Genomic DNA, 22,483 nt, shown 5'->3' on the forward strand with positions numbered 1-22,483 from the left:
TTCATCTCTCCATGCCCGGCTGGCGGGACGCGGCGTACAGGCTCTGCAAGTCGTCGATGACGGCGCCGTGCGGCCGCCTGTCGGCCAGGGCGGCGCGGATCAGGGCCGAAGCCGCGATCTGGAAGGGGATGGCGCCGGGATGGCGGGGCCGGACGAAGGCGGCCTCCAGCGTGGCGACGGTGTCGCGGTAGAAGCCGCCCCAATGGTCGTTGACGCGCGCGTCGGCCCAGGCGGAGCGCAGGCTGGGCTGACCGTCATGGTCGGGTATGAAGCCGGCCTGGGCGCCGGCCGACATCAGCCAGCGCAGATGGTCCAGCAAGGCCGGAGTGACCTGGGCTCGGGTGGTGATGCCGATGCCCGTGCCGCCCAGGGTCGATCCCGGCCGGCCACCCGGCGCCTGCCGGGGGGCATCGGCATAGCGCAGCGGACGGCCGCCCGCCTCAGCGCGGGTGTAATTGACATAGCCGTAGATCAGCGGGCACAGCGCCACATCGTCCGCCGCTGCCATGCGGCCCAGGATGCCGATGGGGTTCAGGTCGGCCAGCGCCGCCGGGCTGGCCGCCGCCAGCCGCGCCATCAGGTCCAGCGCCGCCACGCCCGTCGCCCGCCCGACGAAGCACTCGGGATCGGCCTCCGCCGGTGGTTCGCCCAGGGCCACGCAGATGGACTGAAACGACAGGACCGCGTGCGGCCCGGCCAGGGACAGCGCTACGGGTCGCCGCCCGGCCAGGGCCGCCACCTCATCCCAGGTCGCCGGCGGGGGCCCGTCGACCAAGTCGGGGCGATAGGCCATCACCTGGGTGGCGGCATCCAGCGGCAGGGCCCAGTGCCGGCCACCGTAGCGATAACTGGACAGGCAAGGGCCGATGACGTCCCGGCCCCAGGCCGTGATCTCATCGGTGCCGAACAGCGCCTCCAGCGGCACCAGGCATTGGCCGGCCACGGCGTCGCCCACATGGGGATGGTCCAGCACGATCAGATCATAGCGCCGGCACAGTTCCGCGATGGGGTGCTTCTCGAAGTCCTCCAGCGAGTGGCGATCCCAGGACAGGGCCAGCCCGTCGCGCGCCGGGTCCAGCGCGCCGCCCGCCGCCGCCAGGGCGTTGTAACCGCGTGGATGGTCCCAGGTCAGGGCGCGGTAATGGGGCACATCATTCGACATGGGCAGGCTCACGGCACCCCCACGACACCGGCGGCCAGCAGCCGCTCGATATCCACCTGCGACAGGGACAGACCCTCCAGCACCTCGCGCGTGTGTTCGCCTACCAGGGGGGCGCCACGGTCCAGCACCGCCGGCGTCTTCGAGAAGCGGATGGGGAAGCCGGGCGTTTTCACCCGGCCTTCGGTCGGGTGGTCATAGGTGATGAAGGTGCCGTTGTGGGCGATCTGCGGGTCGGCCACCAGGTCGGCATAGCCGTAGACCGGCCCGCACCAGATGTCATGGGCGCGGAACAGCTCCAGCCACTCGGCGGAACTACGGCCCAGCAGCCGGATGCGGACACAGGCGACAATCTCGTCCCGGAACGTCCAACTGTCCGCCTCGTCGTTCAAGCCCTGCAAAAACGGCTCGTCGATCAGCTTGCCCAGCTTGTCCAGCCCGGCCATGGCGACGACGATATAGCTGTCGGCCGTCTTGAACACGCCGTAGGGGGCGCGGATGTAGCAATGGGCGTGTGCCTCGGCCGAGCGGGTCTGCGGCTTGCTGCCCACGGTGAAGACGGACAGTTCCTGCATCTGGAGGGTGGTGATGGCGTCCAGCATGTTGACCTGGACCAGTTGCCCCTCCCCCGTCCGCTCCCGGTGCAGCAGGGCGGCCAGCGCACCCTCGAACGCCGTGTAGGCGGTGATGGCGTCCACCAGGTACTGGCCGGCCGGCTGCGGCGGCTGGTCGGCGCTGCCGGCCGACAGCATGGCGCCGGACAGCGCCTGCAACAGCAGGTCCTGCCCCGGGTAGTTCACATAAGGGCCGTCCTCGCCATAGCCGGACATGGAGACATAGACCAGGCCCGGGTTGATGGCCGACAGCGCCTCATAATCCACGCCTAGGCGCTTTGCCACGCCAGGGCGGTAGTTCTGCAGGAAGACGTCGGCGTCCTTCACCAGGTCCAGCAGGATCTGCCGGCCCTCCGGCGCCTTCAGGTCCACGGCCAGGGAGCGCTTGTTGCGGTTCAGCGACAGGAAGGAGACGTTGATCTTGTTGCCGCGGGCGCCGCCGGCCGAGGCGTGGCGCTGCCATTCGCCGCTGGTCGGTTCCACCTTGATGACATCGGCGCCGAGATCGCCCAGGCGCTGCGCCGCGAAGGGGCCGGCCATGGCGATGGAACAGTCGAGAACGCGGTATCCGCTGAGGATGCCCATGATGGTGTCGTCCTAGGACAAATTGGAATGGAAGGAAGGGAGGCGGCCATGGCGGAGGGGTCAGTGCATGACCCAGCCGCCATCGACGTTCAGGGTCTGGCCGCTGATGAAGCCGGCGGCGTCCGACGCCAGGAAAGACAGGGCGGCCGCGATGTCGCCGGGGTGGCCGCGCCGCTTTACCGACTGGTGGTCCAGCACGAAGCGGGTATAGCCCTCCGGATCCGGGTGGATCTTCTCCGCGTCCGTGGGGAAGGCGCCGGGGGACAGCGCGTTGACGGTGACGCCGTAGGCGCCGAATTCCCGCGCCCAGGCCCGCGTCAGGCCGACCAGGGCGCCCTTGGATGCAACGTAGGGCGACAGGTTGGCCCAGCCGCCGTAGAAGGTGATGCTGGCGATGTTGATGATGCGGCCCCAGCCCCGGGCTCGCATGTGGGGCAGCGCCACCTGCACCGCCACGATGCCGGCATCGACGTTCACGCGCTGGACCGCCTGGTGATCCTCCACGCTGTAGTCCTCGAACGGCTTCGCCGGATAGATCGCGGCGTTGTTGATAACGACGTCCAGCCCGCCCAGCGCCGCCGCCTGGTCCGCCAGCAGGGCACGGAAACCCGCCAGGTCCGACAGGTCGGCCTTGAGGGTGACCAGCCGGCCGGCGCCGATGCCGGCGGCGGCATCCGCCAGGGCCGCGAGCTTGGTGGCGTCATGATCGACGGCCAGCACGGTGGCGCCCTCGCGCAGGAAATGCAGGGTGGCGGGCAGGCCCAGGCCGCCGGCGGCACCGGTGTACAGGATGGTCTTGGCCCCGATGGACATCGGCTGCTTCCTCACGCGCGGATGATGGGGCGGAACTCGCCCGAGGGTGGGGGATAGTCGGCGTCCGGCTGGCGGGCGATGGCCTGGATGCGCGCCACGGACGCGGCCACGGACGCGGCGTCCGGCAGAATGCGGAAGACGCTGTCGTAGTGCCGCTCCTCCCCATGCTCCAGCCAGATCAGTTCATCGCGCCGCTTGGCGAAGGGCTTGCCGAAGACGTGGTTGGTGGAGGGCTCGATGCCCAGGGCGTAGTGGCCCTGCTGCAGATTCTGCCATTCATACATGGCCGGGAACTGGCGCTTGTCCGTCTCCACCTCCAGGCCGAAGCCGATGGCTTCGTTCACCAGGGCGACGGGCACGCGATTGTCCGCATTGGCCGCCATCTCGTGCTGCCAGACCTGTTCATGGAAATCGCGCCGCGGCGCCGGCAGGGTACGGTAGCCCACCCCCTGCTTGCGGTAATCGTCCCCCGCGTGGGAGGCCCAGACCACGTCACGGATGGGCGCCACATAGCGCGACCCTTCCGCCAGCACCGGATGCCCGACGTTGATGTGGTAACAGTACATGTGCGGTGTGCGGTAGAAGCCATGGTTGACCACCCGGTCATGCAGGCGGATTTCGTCCGTACCCACCTTGGCCTCGACGCGGCGGATCAGGTGCAGGTCCTCCCCGAACACGGTGGATTGCTGCACCACGCCCTCCGCCCACAGCCAGCAGTCCTCCCCTTCCCAGCGCTCGCCATAGCCGGTGAGGCGCGCGGGAATGGTGCCGATGCGGCCATGGAGGGAGGATTTGACGCCCCTGCGCGGGCCATAAACGTAATGGTCGGCCGCATCCTCATCCATGAACAGGATGTGGTCCAAGCCGCAGGTGACCAGCAGGCCGGAGAAGGAGCGGAACCAGCCCAGGCCGCCCTCCCCCTCATACTCATGCAGGCCGGGATGGCGGAAGCCGGACGGGGAGTGCCATCCGACGGCGCGGCCGTTATGTTCGCAATCCGCGATGTCCATGGCCCGGTCGACCAGGACGGTGAAGCGCAGCCCCGTGCCCGTGCGGAATTCCAGCAGGCGCACGCCGCGCTCGACACCATCGCCCAGGGTCATCAGCCGCACGCCGGCGAATTGGGAGAGGGAACCCGTGTGGGCCGCGACATCGCGGCGGGACCGGACCTGTCCGTAAAGGCTGACCATCCCGTATCCTCCGTCAGTCTGGTCTTGGGGCTTGCTGGCCTTGGGGGCTTGCTTTTTTGGCGCCTGGATTTCGGGGATTAAGGCCTCCAAACGCGGCCTTGTCAATTCAGAAGCGCCATGTGATATCTCAGATATCAAAATAAAAACTTCAGAAGGTGCGAAATGAGCGACACACACCGGCTGTGCTTCACCGTGGACTTGCGGGACGACGCAGAGCTGATGGCCCGCTACAAGGCCTGGCATGGGCCGGGCGCCGTGCCGAAGCCAGTGGTCGATGCCATCCGGAAAGATGGCATCCGCGACCTGGAAATTTGGCTGTACGGCACGCGCATGGTGCTGATCATGGAGGTCGGCCCCGACTTCGACCCCGTGGCCAAGGCGGCCAGCGACGCAGCCAACCCCGAGGTCCAGGAATGGGAGCGGCTGATGGGCACGTTCCAGCAGCCCCTGCCCGGCACACCGGCCGGCCAGACTTGGGTCGCCATGGAATGCATCCACTCCCTGAAGGAGCAGGCGTGACGAGAGGGAGCGCCGTGAACCCGGCCGCCATCAACGCCGCGGCGCCTCGTCCTGCTGGATGCCGGAGCGTTCCATCACCGCCCGCGCGCCGGCCGGCCAGGCGTCGCCCTTGACCTCGACATTGTCGGCCAGATGGTTGTTGAGATAGTCGGTCAGCGTTCCCCGCGCCCGCCCGTCGCGGAACCAGTTGCCCGAGGCCAGATCGTCCATGGCCGTGCGACGGGGAAGGTTGAAGTCCAGGGTGTTGACGTTCAGCCAGACGTCGACCTTGTCGACGACGTTGTTGCGCACGGTCAGGTACCGCGACCCCTCATCCAGGTAGAGACCGATGCCGCCGGGGACGTCGTAAATGTAATTCTCGGCGATCAGGCCGCCGGGATCGGCCGAAAGATGGTAGATGGCGCCGCCGTCCCCATACCATTGCTTCACGGAATGCACGCGGTTCCCGACGATGACGGCGTCACGCAGGATGGTGGGCGTGTCGTAGACCAAATTGCCCGGCTGGTCGTAATAACCGCGCTCCCGCGTCCGATAGGCAGAGCTTCCGCCCGGGTCGTTGACGCCCCAGCCCCAGCCAACATCGATCCCGTCATAGGGCGTGTCCGACACGTCGTTATGCAGGATCACCGGCGCCGTCGCATAGGTGACCAGGATGGCCGCCTGTTCCCGATAGTCTTGCGACACGGTCCTGATCCGGTTGTTGCGGATCAGGATGTCGCGGACACCCATTTCGGGACGCGGCGGATGGTGGGCATCCGGCGTGACACCGCCCACCATGATGGCGCCGCCCGACAGGTCGGTGAACAGGTTGCGCGACACCTCGACAGCGATGGCGCCCAGCCCGATGCCGCTGTCATTGGCATCGGCATTGTTGCCGATGCCCAGCGCCACCTGCCCCAGGTGCGCGAACTCGCCCCCCTCGAACAGGATGCGGGTCGCGGCGGCCACCTGGATCGCCGCCGGCTGCTGGCGCCAGTGGTTGCGGGCGGCCTCGAACGCCCAGCAGCCCCACGAGCAGTCCCGTATCGGCTCCTGGGGATAGTCGGGAAGCTGGCCGGCCAGGAAGGCGCCGCTCTGCTGGCTGGCATAGCCCTGCGGGCCGGATGGTTCCAGCCAGCTGGTATGCTGGAAGCTCACTCCCTTGAACTGCAGATCCTTGACCGGCACGTCATAGGTGCCGGCGATGGAGACCAGCATCGACAGGCGCGGCAGAACCACCGACGCCGTGCCCAAGTCCTCCCCGGCGCGGGGCTTGTAATAGAGACGGCCGGCGGCCGGATCGGCATACCACTGGCCGGGGTCACGCAGGAAGGCCAGGGCGTTGACCAGGAAAAGCCGGGCGGAGGCCTCGGAAACCGGCCGGGCGATGGTGTCATAGCCGATGATGTTGTTCCGCCAACCCGGCTGCTGCATGACGATGCGGTCGCCCTCGATCCGTTCCACCATCGCGTGCCGGTCGGTGAACCAGCCCGTACCCTCGACCTCGATCCGCTTCTGGTCCGGCACGTCGGCCAAGGCCCGCCAGGCCGGGTCGACGATCTCCATCCCCCAGTCGTGGAAGCGGAAGGCCTGGCGCCCCACCTCCAGCGTCGCCCGACGGGCCAGCCGGTCATTGACCCAGATCTGGCGCGGGTCGACGCCGCGCGGGATGTCGGCCGCCCATATCCCCTTGGCCGGATCGGCCAACCGCCAGCCGGTCACCGTGTCGCCGCCGGAAATCACCGGCTTGGCCCCGTCCGCCGCCTCCCAGCGCACCAGGTGCCCCGCCTGCCCGCCATCGGCCGCGGAGAAGCGCAGCGGCTCCGCCAGGCGATAAACCCCGTCGGCCAGCCGCACGATGACGTCCCGGTCGCGGTTCAGGTCCCGCACGGCGGCCTGGGCACGGGCCAGCGTGGCGAAGGGGTGGGCCGGCGACCCGTCGCCCGTGTCGGACCCGGTGGGCGATACCGACAGGACCACGGGCGGCGGCGTGGGCCGTTGCGGGATCTTGATGGTCGCTAGCAGCTTTTCCCCGTACAGCCGTTCCGGCTGATGGCCGGGGGGCAGGTCGGGGGTGGGCAAATCGGGGGCGGTTGCTGTCTGCGACCACCCCGGCGCCGATGTCAAAAGCAGAGCCAACAGGCTGAGACGCGCCGCATATGATCCCATCGCTCATCCCCTTACAGGCTTTGTTTTCAAGACGCCGGCCGCCTCAGCGTACCGACCGGATCGGCAACACGAAGAACGAGGAGGCGAAGACGAAGAGGATGGCCGCGATGAACAGCACGCTGTAATCGCCACCGGACAAGCCCAGCAACCAAGCCGACATGACGGGACTGATGGCCTGCGGAATATTGATGGCCGTGGTCAGGATGCCCAGATCCTTGCCGGTGGACCCGGTGTCGCGGGGCAGCACCTGCGTCATCAGCGCCATGTCCACCGCCGTGAACGCGCCGTAGCCCAGCCCGACGATGCCGGCATAGAGGTACATCCCCTCCACCGTCGGGATGACCAGCGGGACCACGCAGGCCGCCGCCATGATGACGGAGGAGAAGAAGACGAAGGGCTTGCGCCGCCCCACCCTGTCCGACAGGAAGCCGGAAACCAGGCCGGAGAACAGCAGCATGACGAAGGTGATGGCGGAGATGTTGCCGATGACGACGTTGGCCTGATCCACCGACAGCTGGATGTAGTCCCGCAGGATGTAGAGCTGGTAGGTCACCACCCCCTGGTATCCCATGTAGATCGTGAAGCGGCCCAGGAAGGCCCAGCCGAAATCAGGATACTGGCGCGGATTGATCCAGAAGCTGCGCAGGAAGCCCGGCAGGCTGAAGGGCGCGGGCTTGAGGTGTTCGGACGGCACCTCACGGTTCAGGAAAACGAAGGCGACGCAGCAGGCCGCGACGGCCAGGGCGAAGACCAGGTAGCCTAGCACCAACTGGCTGGCCAGTTGCCCCGCCACGATGATGCCCACCGTGCCACCTGCCGTCATGCCCGCCCCGATGAAGCCCGAGGCGGTCCCCCGATTGGCCGGCGCGAAGCGGTCGGCCACTACGGTGGATAATGGCCCCTGCATGGCGTTGTAGGCGATGGCCGCCATCACCCACAGCACGGTGATGGACCACAGGGACGTGACCAGCGACACGCCGAACAGGCACATCGACCCGATGAGGGAGGCCAGCGCGATCCACGGCGACCGCCGGCCCCAGCGCGACCGCGTGCGGTCGGACAGGGCGCCGGCGATGGGGGTGGTCAGCGTCGAGAAGATGGACGTGATGGACATGACGATGGCGAGGTTCGCCGCCTTCGCCGCCGGATCCAGCGCCGCCACCTGGTTGGGCAGCAGCACCGAGATGACCCCGTTGTAGAGGGCCAGCAGCACGAAAAAATTGATCAGCAGCGACCAGAGCAGGACCCAACGCCGCCGACCCGCGACATGCTGGCTGGTGTCTTCCGCCGGGGCGGAAGGAAGGGGGACGTCCATGGGAATGTCGCTCATCTTTGGTTGATCTCTCCCTGACTGCCATCATGACCGGCCCTCTTGGGTGGGGCCGCTGCCGATCAAGTGCCTATCGATGCATTATCCGCCGCCCAGCCGGTAGACCCGCCGCGCCGTCTCCCGGCAGACGGCGTGCCGCTCCGCCTGGGTCCAGTCCGCGGCGATGTCCTGGAACAGCGTCAGCCACGCCGGGTAGCCGCCGGCCAGGTCCACCACCGGCCAGTCGCCGCCGAACAGGCAGCGCCCGGCACCGAAGCAGGCCAGGACATGGTCGATATAGGGCCGCAAATCCTCCACCCGCCAGCCGTCCCACCGCGCCTGGGTGGTCAGGCCGGAGATCTTGCAGGCCAGGTTGGGGAAGCGCGCCAGCCGGGCCACGGCCTCGGCCCAGCCGTCGGCCCGGATGTCACCGCCGTGAGTGGCGATGTCGGGCTTGCCCAGGTGATCCAGCACGGTGACGGCATCCGGCACCGCCGCGTACAGATGATCCAAGGCATGGGCCAGATCCCGCAGCTGCGGCGCGCGGGCGCAGATGTCCAGGCTGAACCCCGCCTTCGCCGCCCGCACCATGCCGTCCAAATGGTCAGGGTCGGTGACGAAGGCCAGCGGTTCGTTCTGCACCGACCGGCGCACGCCCCGCACCAAGGGCCGTGCGGCCAGGGCGTCGATCGCCGCCTGCGCCCCCGCCCCCCGTTCCAAGGGCGCGAAGGCCACGATGCCGCCCACCGGTACCCGGTCCGCCAGGCCGGCGACCCAGTCGACCTCATCCAGCGCCTGGGCCGGATCGCAGTCCGCCTGCACGAACACCGCCTGCTCGACAGGCAATCCCAACGCCGCCCATTCCGCCGGGGTGTGCGGCCCGGCGATGGAGGGAACGTGGGACAGCCAGTCGTAGCGCAGGCGCGCCGGATCCCAGAAATGCAGATGGGCGTCGATCAGCATGGGCTTATCCCGCGCGCGCAAGGCGGACCTGCGGCGGGGCGGCGCCCAGGTCGGCGCGGTCCAGGATGGCCGGCCGGCGCCAGATGCGCCGCGCCTCCTCGCTCAGCACCAGGCCGTGGCCCGGCGCCTCCCGACCGTAAATGTAGCCGTCCTCCAGGCGGTAGCTCTCCTCCACCAGATGGTCGAAGTTCTGGTAGGAGTATTCCAGCCACTCGACCTCCGGCAGGGCCAAGGCCATGTTGACGCCGACCTCCAGGAAGGAGTTGCCCAAAGTCACCGGCACCACCTTCTCCGCCGCCAGCCAACCGATGCGCATGACGTCGGTGACGTGGCCGTGGACGTTCAGCATGTCGGCCCCGCCCGCCTCGATCAGCGCGCGCTTGCCCGACACGTCCAGATATTCGCCGCTGTTGATCAGGGTGCGGCCGGCCGTCTGGCGCAGCAGGCGCAGGCCGTCGAAATCGTTGCGCTGGATGGGATCCTCCAGCCAGAAGATCTCGTGCCCGGCCTTGCGCATCAGCTCCAGGTTCAGGATGGCCTGCTTGGGTGACCAGGCCTCGTTGGCGTCCACCATCACGGTGGCGTCAGGCCCCACGGCCTGCTTCAGCAGATCCAGGCGGTGGATGTCGCGCCCGATCTCAGGATGGCCCACCTTGATCTTGAAGGCGGTGAAGCCCTCGGACGCGGCATGGGCGAACAGGTCCTGGAACGCCCCATCGTCCAGGTGGAAATCCAGGCCGGACGCATAGGCGCGCACCTTCTGCTTGCGGGCACCCAGCAACCGCCACAGCGGCAGGCCCACAGACTTGGCGAACAGATCCCAGACGGCCTGCTGCAACGCTTCCTCGAACGGCAGGGTATAGCGCCGGGCGATGCCGCCGCGCGGCCGGGTCACCCGATGGGCCAGGGCGCCGGACTGCTGCCCCTCCACCCCGGGCCACACCTCCGACTGGAAGACGCGGATGATCTCCGCCTCCTCCGGCAGGGGGAAGAACAGCGACTGAACGAATCCTAGGCCCGTCGACCCGTCGGAACCGACCAGTTCCAGGGCTGCGACATGAACGTCGTCGGTACGGACTTGGCTATCCCCGATGACCCGATCTCGGGCAAACTGGAATCGTGTGATGCGGAAGTCGACGATCTGCATTTTCACCGCTACACTCTATTCAGATATCGATATCTGAAATATCAGGATACGAATTAGATATGGCAGCGGCACGCAAAAAGCAAGCGGCAAACGCGGCGATCGAGGACACCGGCAGCGCCCCGGAGGGCAAGCGCCTGAGTGAGATCGCCTACAGCGCCATCCTGGAAGGGCTGTTCGCCCGCAAGGTGCCGGCCGGCGCCTTCGTGTCGCAGAATGACCTGGTGCAGTTGCTGGGCATCCCGGTGCAGCCCTTGCGCGACGCGCTGCGCGTACTGGAGGCGGAAGGGGTGCTGACCATCCATCCCCGCTCCGGCATCCAGTTCCTGAAGCCGGACTTCGAATTCGCCCGATCCACCTATCAGTTCCGCTCCATCATAGAGCGCGCGGCCGCCCGCACCTATGCGGAAACCGGCGACGCGGCGGAGATCGCGGCCCTGCTGGCCGACCACCAGGCCCTGATCGCCGCCATAGAAAGGGATGGCCTGACCCCCGCCCTGACCCAGACGCTGGAAGGGCTGGAACAGCGTTTCCACGGCGCCATGATCGCCTGCCTGCGCAACCCGCTGATCGAGACGACGGCCCGCCGGCTGAAGAACTACGTCACCCTGATCCGGCTGGAACGGCTGATCACCCAGCCGCTGGCCCTGCGTACCTTGAATGAGCATATCGAGGTGCTGCGGGCCTGCACCGACCGCGACGGCGACCGGGCGGAAGCGGCGCTGACCGTACACTTCCAGGCGGCCCTGCAACGCATCCTGGGCATGTTCTGAGTCTGCGGTCGCGCGCCGTTGACATATGAAATGACGTATCTAATATATCAGTTGCGACTCAACCGTCTCAACCGAATGGATACGTGATGAAACTGGCCCGTTACGGCGCCCCCGGCCATGAACGCCCCGCCCTGCTGGATGCCCAGGGCGCCCCGCGCGACCTGACCGGCATCGTCGATGACATCGCCGGCGACGTGCTGACCAGCGCCGGCCTGGCGCGGCTGGCGGCCATCGACCCCGCCACGCTGCCCGCCCTGCCGGCGGGCCAGCGCATCGGGCCAGCCGTCGGGCGCGTGGGCAAGATGATCTGCGTGGGCCTGAACTTCCGCGACCATGCGGCGGAATCCAACCTGCCCCTGCCCAGCCAGCCCATCATCTTCATGAAGGCCACCACCGCCATCTGCGGCCCCAACGACGACATCGTCATCCCCTACGGCTCGGTGAAGACGGATTGGGAGGTGGAGCTGGGCGTGGTCATCGGCGACACCGCCCGCCATGTGCCGCTGGAAAAGGCGCTGGACCACGTGGCCGGCTATGTCCTGATCAACGACCTGTCGGAGCGTGAATTCCAGCTGGAGCATGGCGGCCAATGGGTGAAGGGCAAGAGCTGCGACACCTTCGGCCCCATCGGCCCCTTCCTGGCGACCAAGGACGACATCCCCGACCCGCAGGCCCTGGGCATGTGGCTGACGGTCAACGGCCATCGCTACCAGAACGGCACCTCGGCGGAGATGGTGTTCGGCGTGGCCCACCTGGTCAGCTACATCAGCCGCTACATGACCCTGATGCCGGGTGACGTCATCAGCACGGGCACCCCCGCCGGCGTGGGCCTGGGCCAGACCCCGCCCACCTATCTCAAGCCCGGCGACGTGATCGAACTGGGCATCGACGGCCTGGGCACGCAGCGCCAGCGCACCGTGGCCTGGAGCACGGCCCAGAACACGGTGGCCCAGAACACGGTAGAATAGCATGGCGCTGGACCCCTCTTCCCTGGGCGCGCTCGGCTTCGGGGCCGCGCCCATCGGCAACCTCTACCGCGCCATGCCGGAGGAGGACGCCGAGGCCACCATCCGGTCGGCCCTGGGGGCCGGCATCCGCTACCTCGACACCGCCCCGCACTATGGCTTCGGCCTGTCGGAGAAGCGCCTGGGCCGCATCCTGTCCGCCTTGGACCCGGAGGGGAAGCTCATCCTCTCCACCAAGGTGGGCCGGCGGCTGGACCCGGTGCCGGACGCCGACTTGACCCGGGTGCGCCAGGGCTTCGTGACGCCGGAACCGTTCGAGAGCCGCTTCGACTATTCCTACGACGCGGTCATGCGCTCCTATGAGGCCAGCCGGCAACGGCTGGGGCGGGAGCGCATCGACATCCTCTACGTCCACGACATCGGCCGTTACGTCCACGGCGACCGCCATGCGGAGACGTTCCGCCAATTCATGGCGGGCGGCTACCGCGCGCTGCGGGAGCTGCGCGACGGCGGGGCCGTGGGCGCCATCGGCCTGGGCGTGAACGAGTGGGAGGTCTGCGTCGAGGCGCTGGCCCACGGCGATTACGACCTGATGCTGCTGGCCGGCCGCTACACCCTGCTGGACCAGTCGTCGCTGGACGTGTTCCTGCCGCTGTGCGCGCAACGGGGCGTCAGCATCGTCATCGGCGGCCCCTACAACTCCGGCATCCTGGCCACCGGCGTGAAGGGCCCCGGCCCCGTCAACTACCAGTACCAACCGGCCCCGCCCGACATTGTGGCCCGCGTGGCCGCCATCGAGGCGGTGTGCGACGCCCACGGCGTGCCCCTCGCAGCGGCGGCCCTGCAATTCCCCCTGGCCCATGGCCAGGTGGTCTCCGTCATCCCCGGCATGGACAGTCCGCGTCAGGTGGAACGGGCCGTCAGCCTGGTCCGCCACCCCATCCCCACCGCCCTGTGGGCGGACCTGAAACACCAGGGTCTGCTGCGCGCCGATGCGCCGGTGCCTGTTTAATCAGGCCGCTCCAGTCCCCTGACGCTCCCCGCAAAACTGCGGCGGATGCGGTCGCATCCTAGGGCGGCATGCCGCTGACATCACCTGAAGGAAACACCATCATGGGACGCCTTGAAGGCAAGACCGCCATCGTCACCGCCGCCGGCCAGGGCATCGGCCGCTCCAGTGCCGAGCTGTTCGCCCGCGAGGGCGCGCGGGTCATCGCGCTGGATATCAACCCCGAAACGCTGGCCAGCATGACGGGCGTGGAGACCCGCACCCTGAACCTGCTGGACGGCGTGGCCATTCAGGCGCTGGCCGAAGACATCGGCGGCATCGACGTGCTGTTCAACTGTGCTGGCTATGTCCACGCCGGCACGCTGGCCACGACGGCGGAAAAGGACCTGGACTTCTCCTACGACCTGAACGTCAAGGCGGCCTTCCGCATGATCCAAGCCTTCCTGCCCGGCATGATCGCGCGCGGCGGCGGCTCCATCGTCAACATGTCGTCGGTGGCGGGCTCGGTCCTGGGCGTGGCCAACCGCTTCGCCTACGGCGTGACCAAGGCCGCCGTCATCGGCCTGACCAAGTCGGTCGCCGTGGACTTCGTGGGCCGGAACATCCGCTGCAACGCCATCTGCCCCGGCACGGTGCAGTCGCCCTCGCTGGATGAGCGGCTGGCCGCGACGGGCGATGCCGACGCCGCCCGCGCCGCCTTCGTCGCCCGCCAGCCCATGGGCCGCATCGGCCGGCCGGAGGAGATCGCGGAACTGGCCCTCTATCTCGCGTCCGACCTTTCCTCCTACACTACCGGCACGATCAACGTCATCGACGGCGGCTGGTCGAACGCCTAATGGGCATGGGGCCTGAAGGGTATGGGGACTTTGGCATGATCATTTCCTCTCCTCGTGATTTCCGGGAGGCGGCCAGGCGCCGCCTCCCCCGCTTCCTGTTCGACTATGCCGACGGCGGTGCGGGGACGGAGCAGACGATGCGCCGCAACGTCGACGACCTTGCCGACCTGGCGCTGCGCCAGCGCGTGCTGAAGAACGTGGCCGACATCATGCTGGGCACCCGCCTGTTCGGGCAGGACGTCGCCATGCCCGTGGCCCTGGGGCCGGTCGGCATCTCCGGCATGTTCCGCCGGCGGGGGGAGGTGCAGGCGGCCCGCGCCGCCAACCGGGCGGGCCTGCCCTTCTGCCTGTCCACCGTCTCCATCTGCTCATTGGCGGAGGTGGCGGCGGGCACGGACGGGCCGCTGTGGTTCCAGCTCTATGTCATCCGCGACCGCGGCTTCATGCGCGAGCTGCTGGCCAACGCCAAGGCGCTGGGAGCCAAGGCCCTGGTGTTCACGGTGGACATGCCGGTACCCGGCACCCGCTACCGCGACGCCCATTCCGGCATGTCCGGCCCCAACGCGCCGCTGCGCCGCATGCTGCAGGCCGTGGGCAAGCCCGCCTGGGCCTGGGACGTGGGCCTGCACGGCCGTCCCCACAGGCTGGGCAACCTGGAACCGGTGCTGGGCGACAAGAGCGGCCTGAACGACTACATGGGCTGGCTGGGTTCCAACTTCGACCCGTCCATCTGCTGGCAGGACCTGGAGTGGATCCGCCAGGGCTGGGACGGCCCCCTGATCATCAAGGGCATCCTGGACCCCGACGACGCCCGCGCGGCCGCCGACATCGGCGCCGACGGCATCGTCGTCTCCAACCATGGCGGCCGGCAGCTGGACGGCGTTCTGTCCTCGGCCAAGGCCCTGCCCGCCATCGCCGACGCGGTGGGCGACCGCCTGACCGTGCTGGCCGACGGCGGCGTCCGCTCCGGCCTGGACGTGGTGCGCATGCTGGCCCTGGGCGCCAAGGGCGTCCTGCTGGGCCGCGCCTGGCTCTACGCCATGGCCGCCCGCGGCGAGGCCGGGGTCACCCAGCTGCTGGAGATCTACGCCAAGGAAATGAAGGTCGCCATGGCGCTGACGGGCGTGCGTGGCGTGGGGGAGATCGACCGGTCGATCCTGGCGTGAGAGGGAACCTCTTTTCATGACAGAACGCGCCGTTGTGCGCCTCTACCCGCTAATCCGCGATGACCCAAAAAGAACCCCACCCCGTTGCCGGGGTAGGGGGTGGGAGGTTGGTGGAAGAAACGCCGGTCTGGGAGAAACCGGGTGAGATGCCGGGAGCCTAAAACTTCACGCGCACGCCGGCGGCGAAGCGGCGGCCGGTGGTGCGGTACTCTTTGGTGCGGTCGGGCGTGGTGGAGTAGATGAACTCGTTCTCGTCCGTCAGGTTCAAGCCTTCCAGGGTGAGGGCGATGTTCTGCGTCAGGTCGTAGGACAGGCTGGCGTCCAGCTGGCCGTAGGCGTCGAAATATTCCGGATCGCCGTTGCGGCCGCTGGCCACCTGCAGGAACTTGTCGCGCCAGGTATAAGCCAGGCGGGCCTGGACGCCGTATTTCTCATAGAAGGCGACCAGGCTGTAGGAGTATTTGGACAGGCCCTGCAGGCCATAGCTGGCGCCGCTGACCACGTTGGCGTACTGGGCGTCGCTTTCCACGTAGGTGAAGCTGGCCTGCCCGCCCAGGCCGTCGAACGGCCCCGGCAGCCTGTCGAATACCTGGCGGTAGCCGACCTCCAGCCCCTTCACCGTGGCGCCCTTGCCGTTGGTGGGCTGGGTCACCTGGAACACCACCTGATCCACCTTCTGCGGCGTCGTGGCCTGGGCCACGAAGCTGTCGATGTTCTTGTAGAACAGGGCGGCCGACAGCATGGACAGGGGCTGGAAGTACCATTCCAGGCCGAATTCCGCCTGTGAGGCGCGGAAAGGGTTCAGGTCGGGGTTGCCCTTGGTGATCTGCTCGTTGCCCGGGTTGGACAGGATGGTCTGGGCCGGCGACAGGTCGGACAGGGTCGGGCGGGTCATGACGCGGGAGGTGGCGAAGCGGGCCACCAGGTCGTCGGTCAGGTCCAGCTTGACGTTCAGCGATGGCAGGACGTCGGTGTAGTGGCCGCTGAAGCTGATGGGTTGGACATCCGACAGCACGATGAGGTTCTGGCCCTGGCCGTTGGGCTTGGCGCTCAGCACGGTCTGCGCGGCACCGGCGCTGGTGTACGTCGTGTCCTCGATACGCACGCCGGTGTTGACGGACAGGGGCAGGCCGCCGATCTCCGTCTTCAGGTCGAACATGAGGTAGCCCAGGTTCACCTTCTCCTTCACGCGGGAGCTGGCGGCCGGGTCGGCCACGGGCCGGGTAAAGATGCCCTCCGGCCGCGATAGCAGGTAGTTGACCATGGCGTGCGGATCGTAGGTGATCCAGTTCCGCACGATGTTGTCGCTCTGGTACTTGGAGAAGAAGTCCATGGTCGTCGGCGTGAACAGCGACGACGGCAGCAGCACCGCGCCGCCGCAATAGGCGCAGGACACGGAACCCGGCTGGCTGATGGCATCCGCCGTCTTGGTGCGTTCCTGGTGCGACGCGCCGGCGGAGATGGAGATGCCGCCGCCGGGGTCCCAGGTGCCGTCCAGCTTCGCCTCGTTGATCTCATCCTTGTAGTCGGTGCCGCCCCACAGGTTGTAGTGGGCCCCGACGTGGTTCACGTCGGTCGCGACGTTGGGAATGGTGGGCGAGGTGAAGTTATAGTCGTAGATCGGGCTGCCGTTGCGCCGGTCGAACGTCATGGTCATGTCGCGGCGGCGGATGGTGGAGAAGATGCTGTCTTCCTTGCCGTTGCGCGTCGCCTGCGAGGTGGAGGCGTCGAACACCAGCTTGAAGGCGTCCTTGTGCCAGGCGGTGTTCAGGCCCACCAGGTAGGTTTCGGTCAGGCGCGGGGTGTAGGTGACGATCTCGTCCACCGTGCCGCCGACGATCTTCTGATAGACGGCGGAGCCGTTCTTGACCACCTGGTCGATCAGCATGCCGGAGGAGAAGTCGTAGGCCAGGCCCTGCGACTGGTCGATCTGGTCCATCTTGGTATAGAAGCCGTCCAGCGTGAACGTCAGGTTGTCGTTCGGCTGGTACTGGACGGTGCCGTTCAGGCCCGTGCGCTTGCGCGACGTCTCATAAAAGAAGGGCGACAGGTTGGACGGCATGTCCACGCCGGTGAAGCTGCCCACGCCGGGGGCGGTGCGGCCGTACCAGTAGTCGGTAGGGTCGACGTTGCCGCGCTTCACATGGCCGGCACCGATGTCGAATTCATCGTCGCGGCTGTCGCGCTTCTCGTAAGAGGCCACCAGCGCCACGCCGAAGGTCGATTCCGGATTGTGCCAGCTGACGACGCCGGACAGCGAGGGGTTGGTGCTGTCCGCCAGCTCGCCATACAGCGCGCGGGCGCTGCCGGCCACCACCAGGTCCTGCTTCTGCTCCAGCGGGCGTACCGTGCGGATGTTCACCGTGGCGCCGATGGAGGCGCCGTTGATGTTGGCGCTGGGGCTCTTGTAGACGTCGGCGCCGGAAATCAGCTCGGAGGGCAGGACGTCGAAGCTGAACTCACGGCCCACGTTTTCCGTGGCCAGGGTGCGGCCGTTCAGGGTGACGGTGTTGAACTGGGGACCCAGGCCGCGGACCGAGATGAACTGACCGTCGCCACGGTTGCGGTCGATGGCGACACCGGTGATGCGCTGCAGGGATTCGGCCACGTTCTGGTCCGGCATCTTGCCCAGGTCTTCACTGGCGATGCTGTCGACGACGTTGACCGAATTGCGCTTGATCTCGGTGGCCACCTGCAGGGAGCGCTTGATGCCCGTGACCACGATCTCTTCCAGGCCCTGGTCGTCGGTGGCCGGTGTCGCCGCCTGCTGAGCGAAGGCCGTGCCTACCGTGGCATGCAGCAGGGCGCAGCACGCCACACCTTGGGCGAGCCCCATCAACGTACGCTTCATTATGAACGTCCTCTCCCTGATCGATGGGCTTATGACAGCGAGATGCCAGTGCCCGTTGTTTGAAATATCAGTGACACGTTATGAAATTCCATGCAACGGCTTTTCTGCACTCAGCCACATCAAAAATGAGATTGGGGAATGGATGGCGCGGGGCGCGATTTCGCTACAGCGTTAGGCAGCCGGCAACGCGCAAGACCGGCGGCATTCGCGCCGCCGGCCTCGTTCCAAACCTGCAATGACCATGACTCTCGGGCAGGCGGCCCAAACGCGCCGGGCCCGCTTCTCCTCCCAGGCGCGGACCTCGTGCCAGCCGGTCGGAAACAGAATTCCTTGAAGTCGGGCCGCCCGCGCAGGTTCTCCCCATCCACTTCAAGCCTAACGGGCCCGATTCCGGCTGTGAGGGAGCCTATGAAGCCATCGCCACGGCACCCCTGTTAGGTCTCCGGCAGCTGGAAGATCAAATGTATAGCGGCAGCCTCGACCTATCAGATCTACGGGCCCTGCTGCCGTGCATAAATTATCCTGAAACCCTGACCGAATGTTCGGAAATAACTATATATTTCAATAACATGGTGCTTAGCGGGACGGGGGTCTGGCCAATTTCAGCGTGATTTGGCCACTTTATGTGTTGGGGGACACTGTGATTAAGAAAAGCAAAAAATAGAAATGATTTGACAACGCTGTCAACGCAACTATTAATAACAGAGCTGACACCCGGCAAGCACCCGGATGCTGCCTGCGATCCAATCGCCGGGCGGCGTATGGGAAGGATTTTGCGGAAGCATACCGCCGGCGCTCAGTAAGGTTGAGCCTAAGTCTCAGTAAAAAATAAATATATCTCGGGAGGATAGAGACATGAGCGCGCAAGCAATCTGCCGACCCTGTCATGGACATACTCACTATAGTTAGAACTGGTTGACCTTTCCCGGTAACGGAGAGGGAGGGGTTCAGCCGACTGTCAGATCGGCATGCCCTTATTCCAGTATCAGGTAGATCCGTCGCGACCGGACAGCAGCGCTGTGCCGTTCCCTGGCGCGCACCCTAAACCATGGGTTGCGGGCGGGAACCGTGGCCAGCGGCCGGGCCCGCGCATCCACGAATACCCCCCAAGGGAGGGACCTCGCATGTACGGAGAGTTGAAGATGTTACGGCGGCTGTTGATGGGTGCCGCCTCCTGCGCCGCCTTGGCTGCCACCCTGGCCGCGCCCACCGCCTTCGCCCAAAGCACGCAGCCGGCAGCACCCGATCCGCAGGCCGCCCCCCAGGCCACGTCCCAGGCCTCCCCGGCCGAGCAGGGCGGTGTTGAGGAAATCATCGTCACCGGGTTCCGCAAGTCGCTGGCCGACGCGCTGGAAAACAAGCGCCAGTCGAACCTGATCATCGAATCCGTCACGGCCGAAGACATGGGCAAGATGCCCGACCAGGACATCGCGGAATCGCTGCAACGCCTGTCGGGCGTGCAGATCGACCGCGACAACGGCCAGGGCACCCGCGTGCGCATCCGCGGCCTGAGCCAGAACGTCACGGTGCTGAACGACGAACCCTTCCTGTCCGGCCTGGAAGCCTACGCCAGCGGTGAAGGGTCCGGCGGCGGCGGCAACACCGCCACCAACTCGCTGGAAGCCATCCCGTCCGACCTGATCGCCGGCGTGGACGTCTACAAGTCGCCGCAAGCCAGCCTGGTCGAAGGCGGCATGGGCGGCATCATCAACCTGAAGACCCGCTCGGCCCTGGACACCCCGCAGGGCTGGACCGTGGGCGGCAACTTCCGCATGACCACGGGCGAGCACGCCCGCATGGAAGACTGGACCCCCATCGGCGCCATCGTCGGCACCTACAACTTCAACAACAAGATCGGCATCACGGCGGCGTTCTCATACTCCGAGACCGACACCCACTCCGACATGATGCAGGGCCAGAACCGCAGCGGCTGGGCCATCGAGCCGGCGGCCGGCACCTCCAGCAACCCGATGGCGACCATCCCGCAGAAGTACATCTCGCCCGAGCTGCTGTACTTCACCGACCGCGACACCGACCGCACCCGCATCAGCGGCCAGCTGGGCATCGACTACGCCGTCACCGACAGCCTGACCCTGAACGCCGACTGGCTGCATTCCACCTACGACATCCTGACCCAGGAAGCGTCGAACAAGCTGTGGTTCAATTCCAACGGCCTGGGCTTGGGCATCGACCCCAGCCAGCCCTACAGCATCGACAGCAACGGCGTCATCAAGTCGGCCACCATCCGCGCCCTGGGTGCTGAAGGCGACAGCGACGTGCAGAACGTCCACCTCACGGCGGACAACTTCCACTTCGGCGGCAAGTGGGACAACGGCGGGCCGTTCCGCGCCAAGTTCAAGGTCGCCTACGCCACCTCGGAATACAATTCCGACAGCGCGCAGCAGGACGTCGAGTATTCGCAGTACAACGCCGCCCAGCCCTGCGCCACCAGCCCCAACGGCTATTGCAACGCCCCGCTGAACCCCTCGGCCCCCGGCGGCAGCAGCCCGGTCAGCCACGGCCCGGCCTATTCCTTCAACTACGTCAACAACGGCACCCTGCCGTCGGTATCGTACAACGCGCCCTACGCCGATCTGATCAGCAACCCCAACAACGCCGTCTTCAAGTCGGCCTGGGCGTGGAACATCCACTCCAAGGACGATTTGTGGTCCGGCCATGCCGACGGCGAGTACGACGCCGATTTCATCAAGGCGATCAAGACCACCTTCACCGCCGGCGTGCGCTACACCGACGACAAGATCAACTACAGCCTGTCGCACTATGAGCTGGACAAGTCCTCGGCCGGCCAGACCGGGTACTGCAGCAACGGCACCTGCTATGGCACCTACGGCTATTACATGGACCCGGCCATCCTGAACGAGGGCATGACCAACGCCGCCACCGGCGCCACTGCCGGCGGCAACTTCGTCGGCGCCAGCGGCGCCCCGTCGCAAACGCCGCCGGTCATTCCCGCCCAGACAGCGCTGAGCGCCCCCAACCGGGCGCAGCTGGTCAACAACTTCTTCCCCACCGGCAACGCGGGCAGCAGCATCCTGGTGCAGAACCTGTCCCAGATGCAGAACCCGGTGCAGTGGCTGCAGGGCAACTTCCCGCAGTTCCCGGGCAAGATGGTGCGCGACCCCATCAACTCCTTCGTCATCGAAAGCCAGCGCGTCTCCGGCTACGCCATGGCCGACATGGGCAGCAAGGAGGATCGCTTCCACCTGAACATCGGCGCCCGCATCGTCGACACGGTGCAGAAGGTGACGGCCGGCGCCCTGCCCGCCAACCCCATCTACATCTCCGACGAATCCTGGGACGGCTCCAACGCCATCACCAACCCCGACATCGTCACGGCGGAACGGCACTACACCGACATCCTGCCCAGCATGAACCTGGTGCTGGACGTGGCGCCGGACCAGAAGGTCCGCTTCTCCGCCGCCCGCGTCATGTCCCCGCCCAGCCCCTACGACCTGGGCCGCGGCGCGCAGTACAACTTCACCCGTGAGACCAACACGGCGGGCAAGCAGGGCTTCGCCTTCGTGGGCGGCAGCGGCGGCAACCCGAACCTGGATCCCTTCCGCGCCACCCAGATCGACATCGGCTACGAATGGTATTTCGGTGAGCAGGGCGCGCTGACCTTCGGCGGCTTCTACAAGTCCATCGACACCTTCATCCAGACGCAGACCACCTCCATCACCGTGATGGACGATTTCGGCGGCAGCACCGCGGGCTTCACCGCCCCCAGCAACGGCGCCGGCGGCAGCATCAAGGGCTTCGAAATCGGGGCGCAGTACGCCTTCGACTTCGGCGTCGGCTTCAACGCCAACTACACCTACTCGCTGTCCACCTCGTCCACCCACACCGACTTCGCCCAGGACCTGCCCATCCCCGGCGTGTCGCTGCACGCCCTGACGGCGCAGACCTACTATCAGAAGGGCGGCCTGGAAGCCCGGCTGTCCTACAGCTGGCGGTCCAGCGCCGTGAACGGCGACGCCATCGGCTCCACCTTCGCCATCCTGGACGCCACCACCAACAAGTCGGTGACCTATGGCGTGTTCAGCCGGCCCTACGGCCAGTTGGACGCCCAGATCGCGTATCAGTTCACGCCTGAGTTCGGCATCACCTTCGAGGCCATCAACCTGACCGATGAGTCTCAGGAGACCTACCTGCAGTTCAAGAACCAGCCCTTCACCTACGTGAACGCGGGTCGCCGCTTCATGCTGGGCGGGCGGTTCAAGTTCGGCGGCTGATGCCCGTGAGCTGCGGGGGCCGGTCCGGCAGCGACGCCGGGCCGGATCCTGCAGAACCCGGGGGCCTTCAGGTTCTGCTTTCCAAAAGGTCCCCGAACCGGGAACTGCCGGGTTTGGTCGTTCCCGGGCCTTCTTCTTGATCTCCCTTCTATGCGCATACCCTCTCCCCGGGGACTATGCGCCCAC

16 protein-coding genes are annotated in these 22,483 nt (G+C 66.9%); 7 read left to right on the forward strand and 9 right to left on the reverse strand.

Annotation, left to right across the window (positions count from 1 at the left end):
- Window position 1: 1 nt before the first annotated feature.
- Genes FBZ87_RS30105 through FBZ87_RS18555 form a run of 4 tightly spaced genes read right to left on the reverse strand, consistent with a single transcriptional unit; the run spans window position 2 to window position 4,361 of the window.
- Window positions 2-1,162 carry an extracellular solute-binding protein gene (locus FBZ87_RS30105; RefSeq protein WP_145612061.1) on the reverse strand — a complete coding sequence of 387 codons (1,161 nt, stop codon included), beginning with the start codon at window positions 1,160-1,162 and terminating at the stop codon, window positions 2-4.
- An 8-nt stretch (window positions 1,163-1,170) separates the two neighbouring features.
- On the reverse strand, window positions 1,171-2,358 hold the full coding sequence (locus FBZ87_RS18545) for a CaiB/BaiF CoA transferase family protein (protein WP_145612062.1): 1,188 nt from the start codon (window positions 2,356-2,358) through the stop codon (window positions 1,171-1,173).
- Between the two features lie 60 nt (window positions 2,359-2,418).
- Complete coding sequence (locus FBZ87_RS18550; protein WP_145612063.1) at window positions 2,419-3,171, reverse strand: SDR family NAD(P)-dependent oxidoreductase; 753 nt, start codon at window positions 3,169-3,171, stop codon at window positions 2,419-2,421.
- A gap of 11 nt (window positions 3,172-3,182) precedes the next feature.
- Window positions 3,183-4,361 (reverse strand): aldose 1-epimerase family protein, encoded by a 1,179-nt coding sequence (locus tag FBZ87_RS18555; RefSeq protein WP_145612064.1) that lies wholly within the window; start codon window positions 4,359-4,361, stop codon window positions 3,183-3,185.
- 162 nt (window positions 4,362-4,523) lie between these two features.
- On the opposite strand from FBZ87_RS18555, the gene FBZ87_RS18560 reads away from it, so the two are divergent.
- Window positions 4,524-4,880 (forward strand): L-rhamnose mutarotase, encoded by a 357-nt coding sequence (locus FBZ87_RS18560; protein WP_145612065.1) that lies wholly within the window; start codon window positions 4,524-4,526, stop codon window positions 4,878-4,880.
- 30 nt (window positions 4,881-4,910) lie between these two features.
- Here the strand turns inward: FBZ87_RS18560 and FBZ87_RS18565 are convergent, their stop codons facing one another.
- From FBZ87_RS18565 to FBZ87_RS18580, 4 genes are all read right to left on the reverse strand, one after another.
- Window positions 4,911-7,028, reverse strand: coding sequence for a right-handed parallel beta-helix repeat-containing protein (locus FBZ87_RS18565; RefSeq protein WP_145612066.1), 2,118 nt, complete (start codon window positions 7,026-7,028; stop codon window positions 4,911-4,913).
- 43 nt (window positions 7,029-7,071) lie between these two features.
- Window positions 7,072-8,358 carry an MFS transporter gene (locus tag FBZ87_RS18570; protein ID WP_145612067.1) on the reverse strand — a complete coding sequence of 429 codons (1,287 nt, stop codon included), beginning with the start codon at window positions 8,356-8,358 and terminating at the stop codon, window positions 7,072-7,074.
- Between the two features lie 81 nt (window positions 8,359-8,439).
- A complete protein-coding gene (locus FBZ87_RS18575) occupies window positions 8,440-9,300 on the reverse strand; it encodes an amidohydrolase family protein (RefSeq protein ID WP_211106994.1) in 861 nt (286 codons plus the stop codon).
- 4 nt (window positions 9,301-9,304) lie between these two features.
- Entirely contained in the window at window positions 9,305-10,447 is a 1,143-nt protein-coding gene (locus FBZ87_RS18580; RefSeq protein WP_145612167.1) for a mandelate racemase/muconate lactonizing enzyme family protein, read from the reverse strand.
- Between the two features lie 59 nt (window positions 10,448-10,506).
- Here FBZ87_RS18580 and FBZ87_RS18585 point away from each other — a divergent pair, with 59 nt between their 5' ends.
- From FBZ87_RS18585 to lldD, 5 genes are all read left to right on the forward strand, one after another.
- Window positions 10,507-11,217 carry a GntR family transcriptional regulator gene (locus FBZ87_RS18585; protein WP_145612068.1) on the forward strand — a complete coding sequence of 237 codons (711 nt, stop codon included), beginning with the start codon at window positions 10,507-10,509 and terminating at the stop codon, window positions 11,215-11,217.
- A gap of 86 nt (window positions 11,218-11,303) precedes the next feature.
- Window positions 11,304-12,185, forward strand: a complete 882-nt coding sequence (locus FBZ87_RS18590; protein ID WP_145612069.1) for a fumarylacetoacetate hydrolase family protein — start codon at window positions 11,304-11,306, stop codon at window positions 12,183-12,185.
- Window position 12,186: 1 nt separating this feature from the next.
- Entirely contained in the window at window positions 12,187-13,194 is a 1,008-nt protein-coding gene (locus tag FBZ87_RS18595; protein ID WP_145612070.1) for an aldo/keto reductase, read from the forward strand.
- A gap of 101 nt (window positions 13,195-13,295) precedes the next feature.
- A complete protein-coding gene (locus tag FBZ87_RS18600) occupies window positions 13,296-14,027 on the forward strand; it encodes an SDR family oxidoreductase (RefSeq protein WP_211106996.1) in 732 nt (243 codons plus the stop codon).
- A 35-nt stretch (window positions 14,028-14,062) separates the two neighbouring features.
- Window positions 14,063-15,193 (forward strand): FMN-dependent L-lactate dehydrogenase LldD, encoded by a 1,131-nt coding sequence (lldD, locus tag FBZ87_RS18605; RefSeq protein WP_145612071.1) that lies wholly within the window; start codon window positions 14,063-14,065, stop codon window positions 15,191-15,193.
- A gap of 157 nt (window positions 15,194-15,350) precedes the next feature.
- Here lldD and FBZ87_RS18610 read toward each other — a convergent pair whose 3' ends face one another.
- The gene (locus FBZ87_RS18610; protein WP_246134479.1) at window positions 15,351-18,044 is read right to left on the reverse strand and encodes a TonB-dependent receptor; all 2,694 of its coding nucleotides are present in this window, start codon (window positions 18,042-18,044) and stop codon (window positions 15,351-15,353) included.
- A 1,124-nt stretch (window positions 18,045-19,168) separates the two neighbouring features.
- On the opposite strand from FBZ87_RS18610, the gene FBZ87_RS18615 reads away from it, so the two are divergent.
- The gene (locus FBZ87_RS18615; protein ID WP_145612073.1) at window positions 19,169-22,297 is read left to right on the forward strand and encodes a TonB-dependent receptor; all 3,129 of its coding nucleotides are present in this window, start codon (window positions 19,169-19,171) and stop codon (window positions 22,295-22,297) included.
- Window positions 22,298-22,483: the final 186 nt, after the last annotated feature.

It is taken from the genome of Nitrospirillum amazonense (assembly GCF_007828035.1).
Lineage (GTDB): Bacteria > Pseudomonadota > Alphaproteobacteria > Azospirillales > Azospirillaceae > Nitrospirillum > Nitrospirillum amazonense.

Bases quoted from the DNA above. Each gene is read 5' to 3' on its own strand.
- FBZ87_RS18615 (WP_145612073.1), top strand. From the start codon at position 19,169: ATGTACGGAGAGTTGAAGATGTTACGGCGGCTGTTGATGGGTGCCGCC.
- lldD (WP_145612071.1), top strand. From the start codon at position 14,063: ATGATCATTTCCTCTCCTCGTGATTTCCGGGAGGCGGCCAGGCGCCGC.
- FBZ87_RS18545 (WP_145612062.1), bottom strand. From the start codon at position 2,358: ATGGGCATCCTCAGCGGATACCGCGTTCTCGACTGTTCCATCGCCATG.
- FBZ87_RS18610 (WP_246134479.1), bottom strand. From the start codon at position 18,044: ATGAAGCGTACGTTGATGGGGCTCGCCCAAGGTGTGGCGTGCTGCGCC.
- FBZ87_RS18570 (WP_145612067.1), bottom strand. From the start codon at position 8,358: ATGAGCGACATTCCCATGGACGTCCCCCTTCCTTCCGCCCCGGCGGAA.
- FBZ87_RS18585 (WP_145612068.1), top strand. From the start codon at position 10,507: ATGGCAGCGGCACGCAAAAAGCAAGCGGCAAACGCGGCGATCGAGGAC.
- FBZ87_RS18600 (WP_211106996.1), top strand. From the start codon at position 13,296: ATGGGACGCCTTGAAGGCAAGACCGCCATCGTCACCGCCGCCGGCCAG.
- FBZ87_RS30105 (WP_145612061.1), bottom strand. From the start codon at position 1,162: ATGTCGAATGATGTGCCCCATTACCGCGCCCTGACCTGGGACCATCCA.
- FBZ87_RS18550 (WP_145612063.1), bottom strand. From the start codon at position 3,171: ATGTCCATCGGGGCCAAGACCATCCTGTACACCGGTGCCGCCGGCGGC.
- FBZ87_RS18555 (WP_145612064.1), bottom strand. From the start codon at position 4,361: ATGGTCAGCCTTTACGGACAGGTCCGGTCCCGCCGCGATGTCGCGGCC.
- FBZ87_RS18590 (WP_145612069.1), top strand. From the start codon at position 11,304: ATGAAACTGGCCCGTTACGGCGCCCCCGGCCATGAACGCCCCGCCCTG.
- FBZ87_RS18595 (WP_145612070.1), top strand. From the start codon at position 12,187: ATGGCGCTGGACCCCTCTTCCCTGGGCGCGCTCGGCTTCGGGGCCGCG.
- FBZ87_RS18560 (WP_145612065.1), top strand. From the start codon at position 4,524: ATGAGCGACACACACCGGCTGTGCTTCACCGTGGACTTGCGGGACGAC.
- FBZ87_RS18565 (WP_145612066.1), bottom strand. From the start codon at position 7,028: ATGGGATCATATGCGGCGCGTCTCAGCCTGTTGGCTCTGCTTTTGACA.
- FBZ87_RS18575 (WP_211106994.1), bottom strand. From the start codon at position 9,300: ATGCTGATCGACGCCCATCTGCATTTCTGGGATCCGGCGCGCCTGCGC.
- FBZ87_RS18580 (WP_145612167.1), bottom strand. From the start codon at position 10,447: ATGCAGATCGTCGACTTCCGCATCACACGATTCCAGTTTGCCCGAGAT.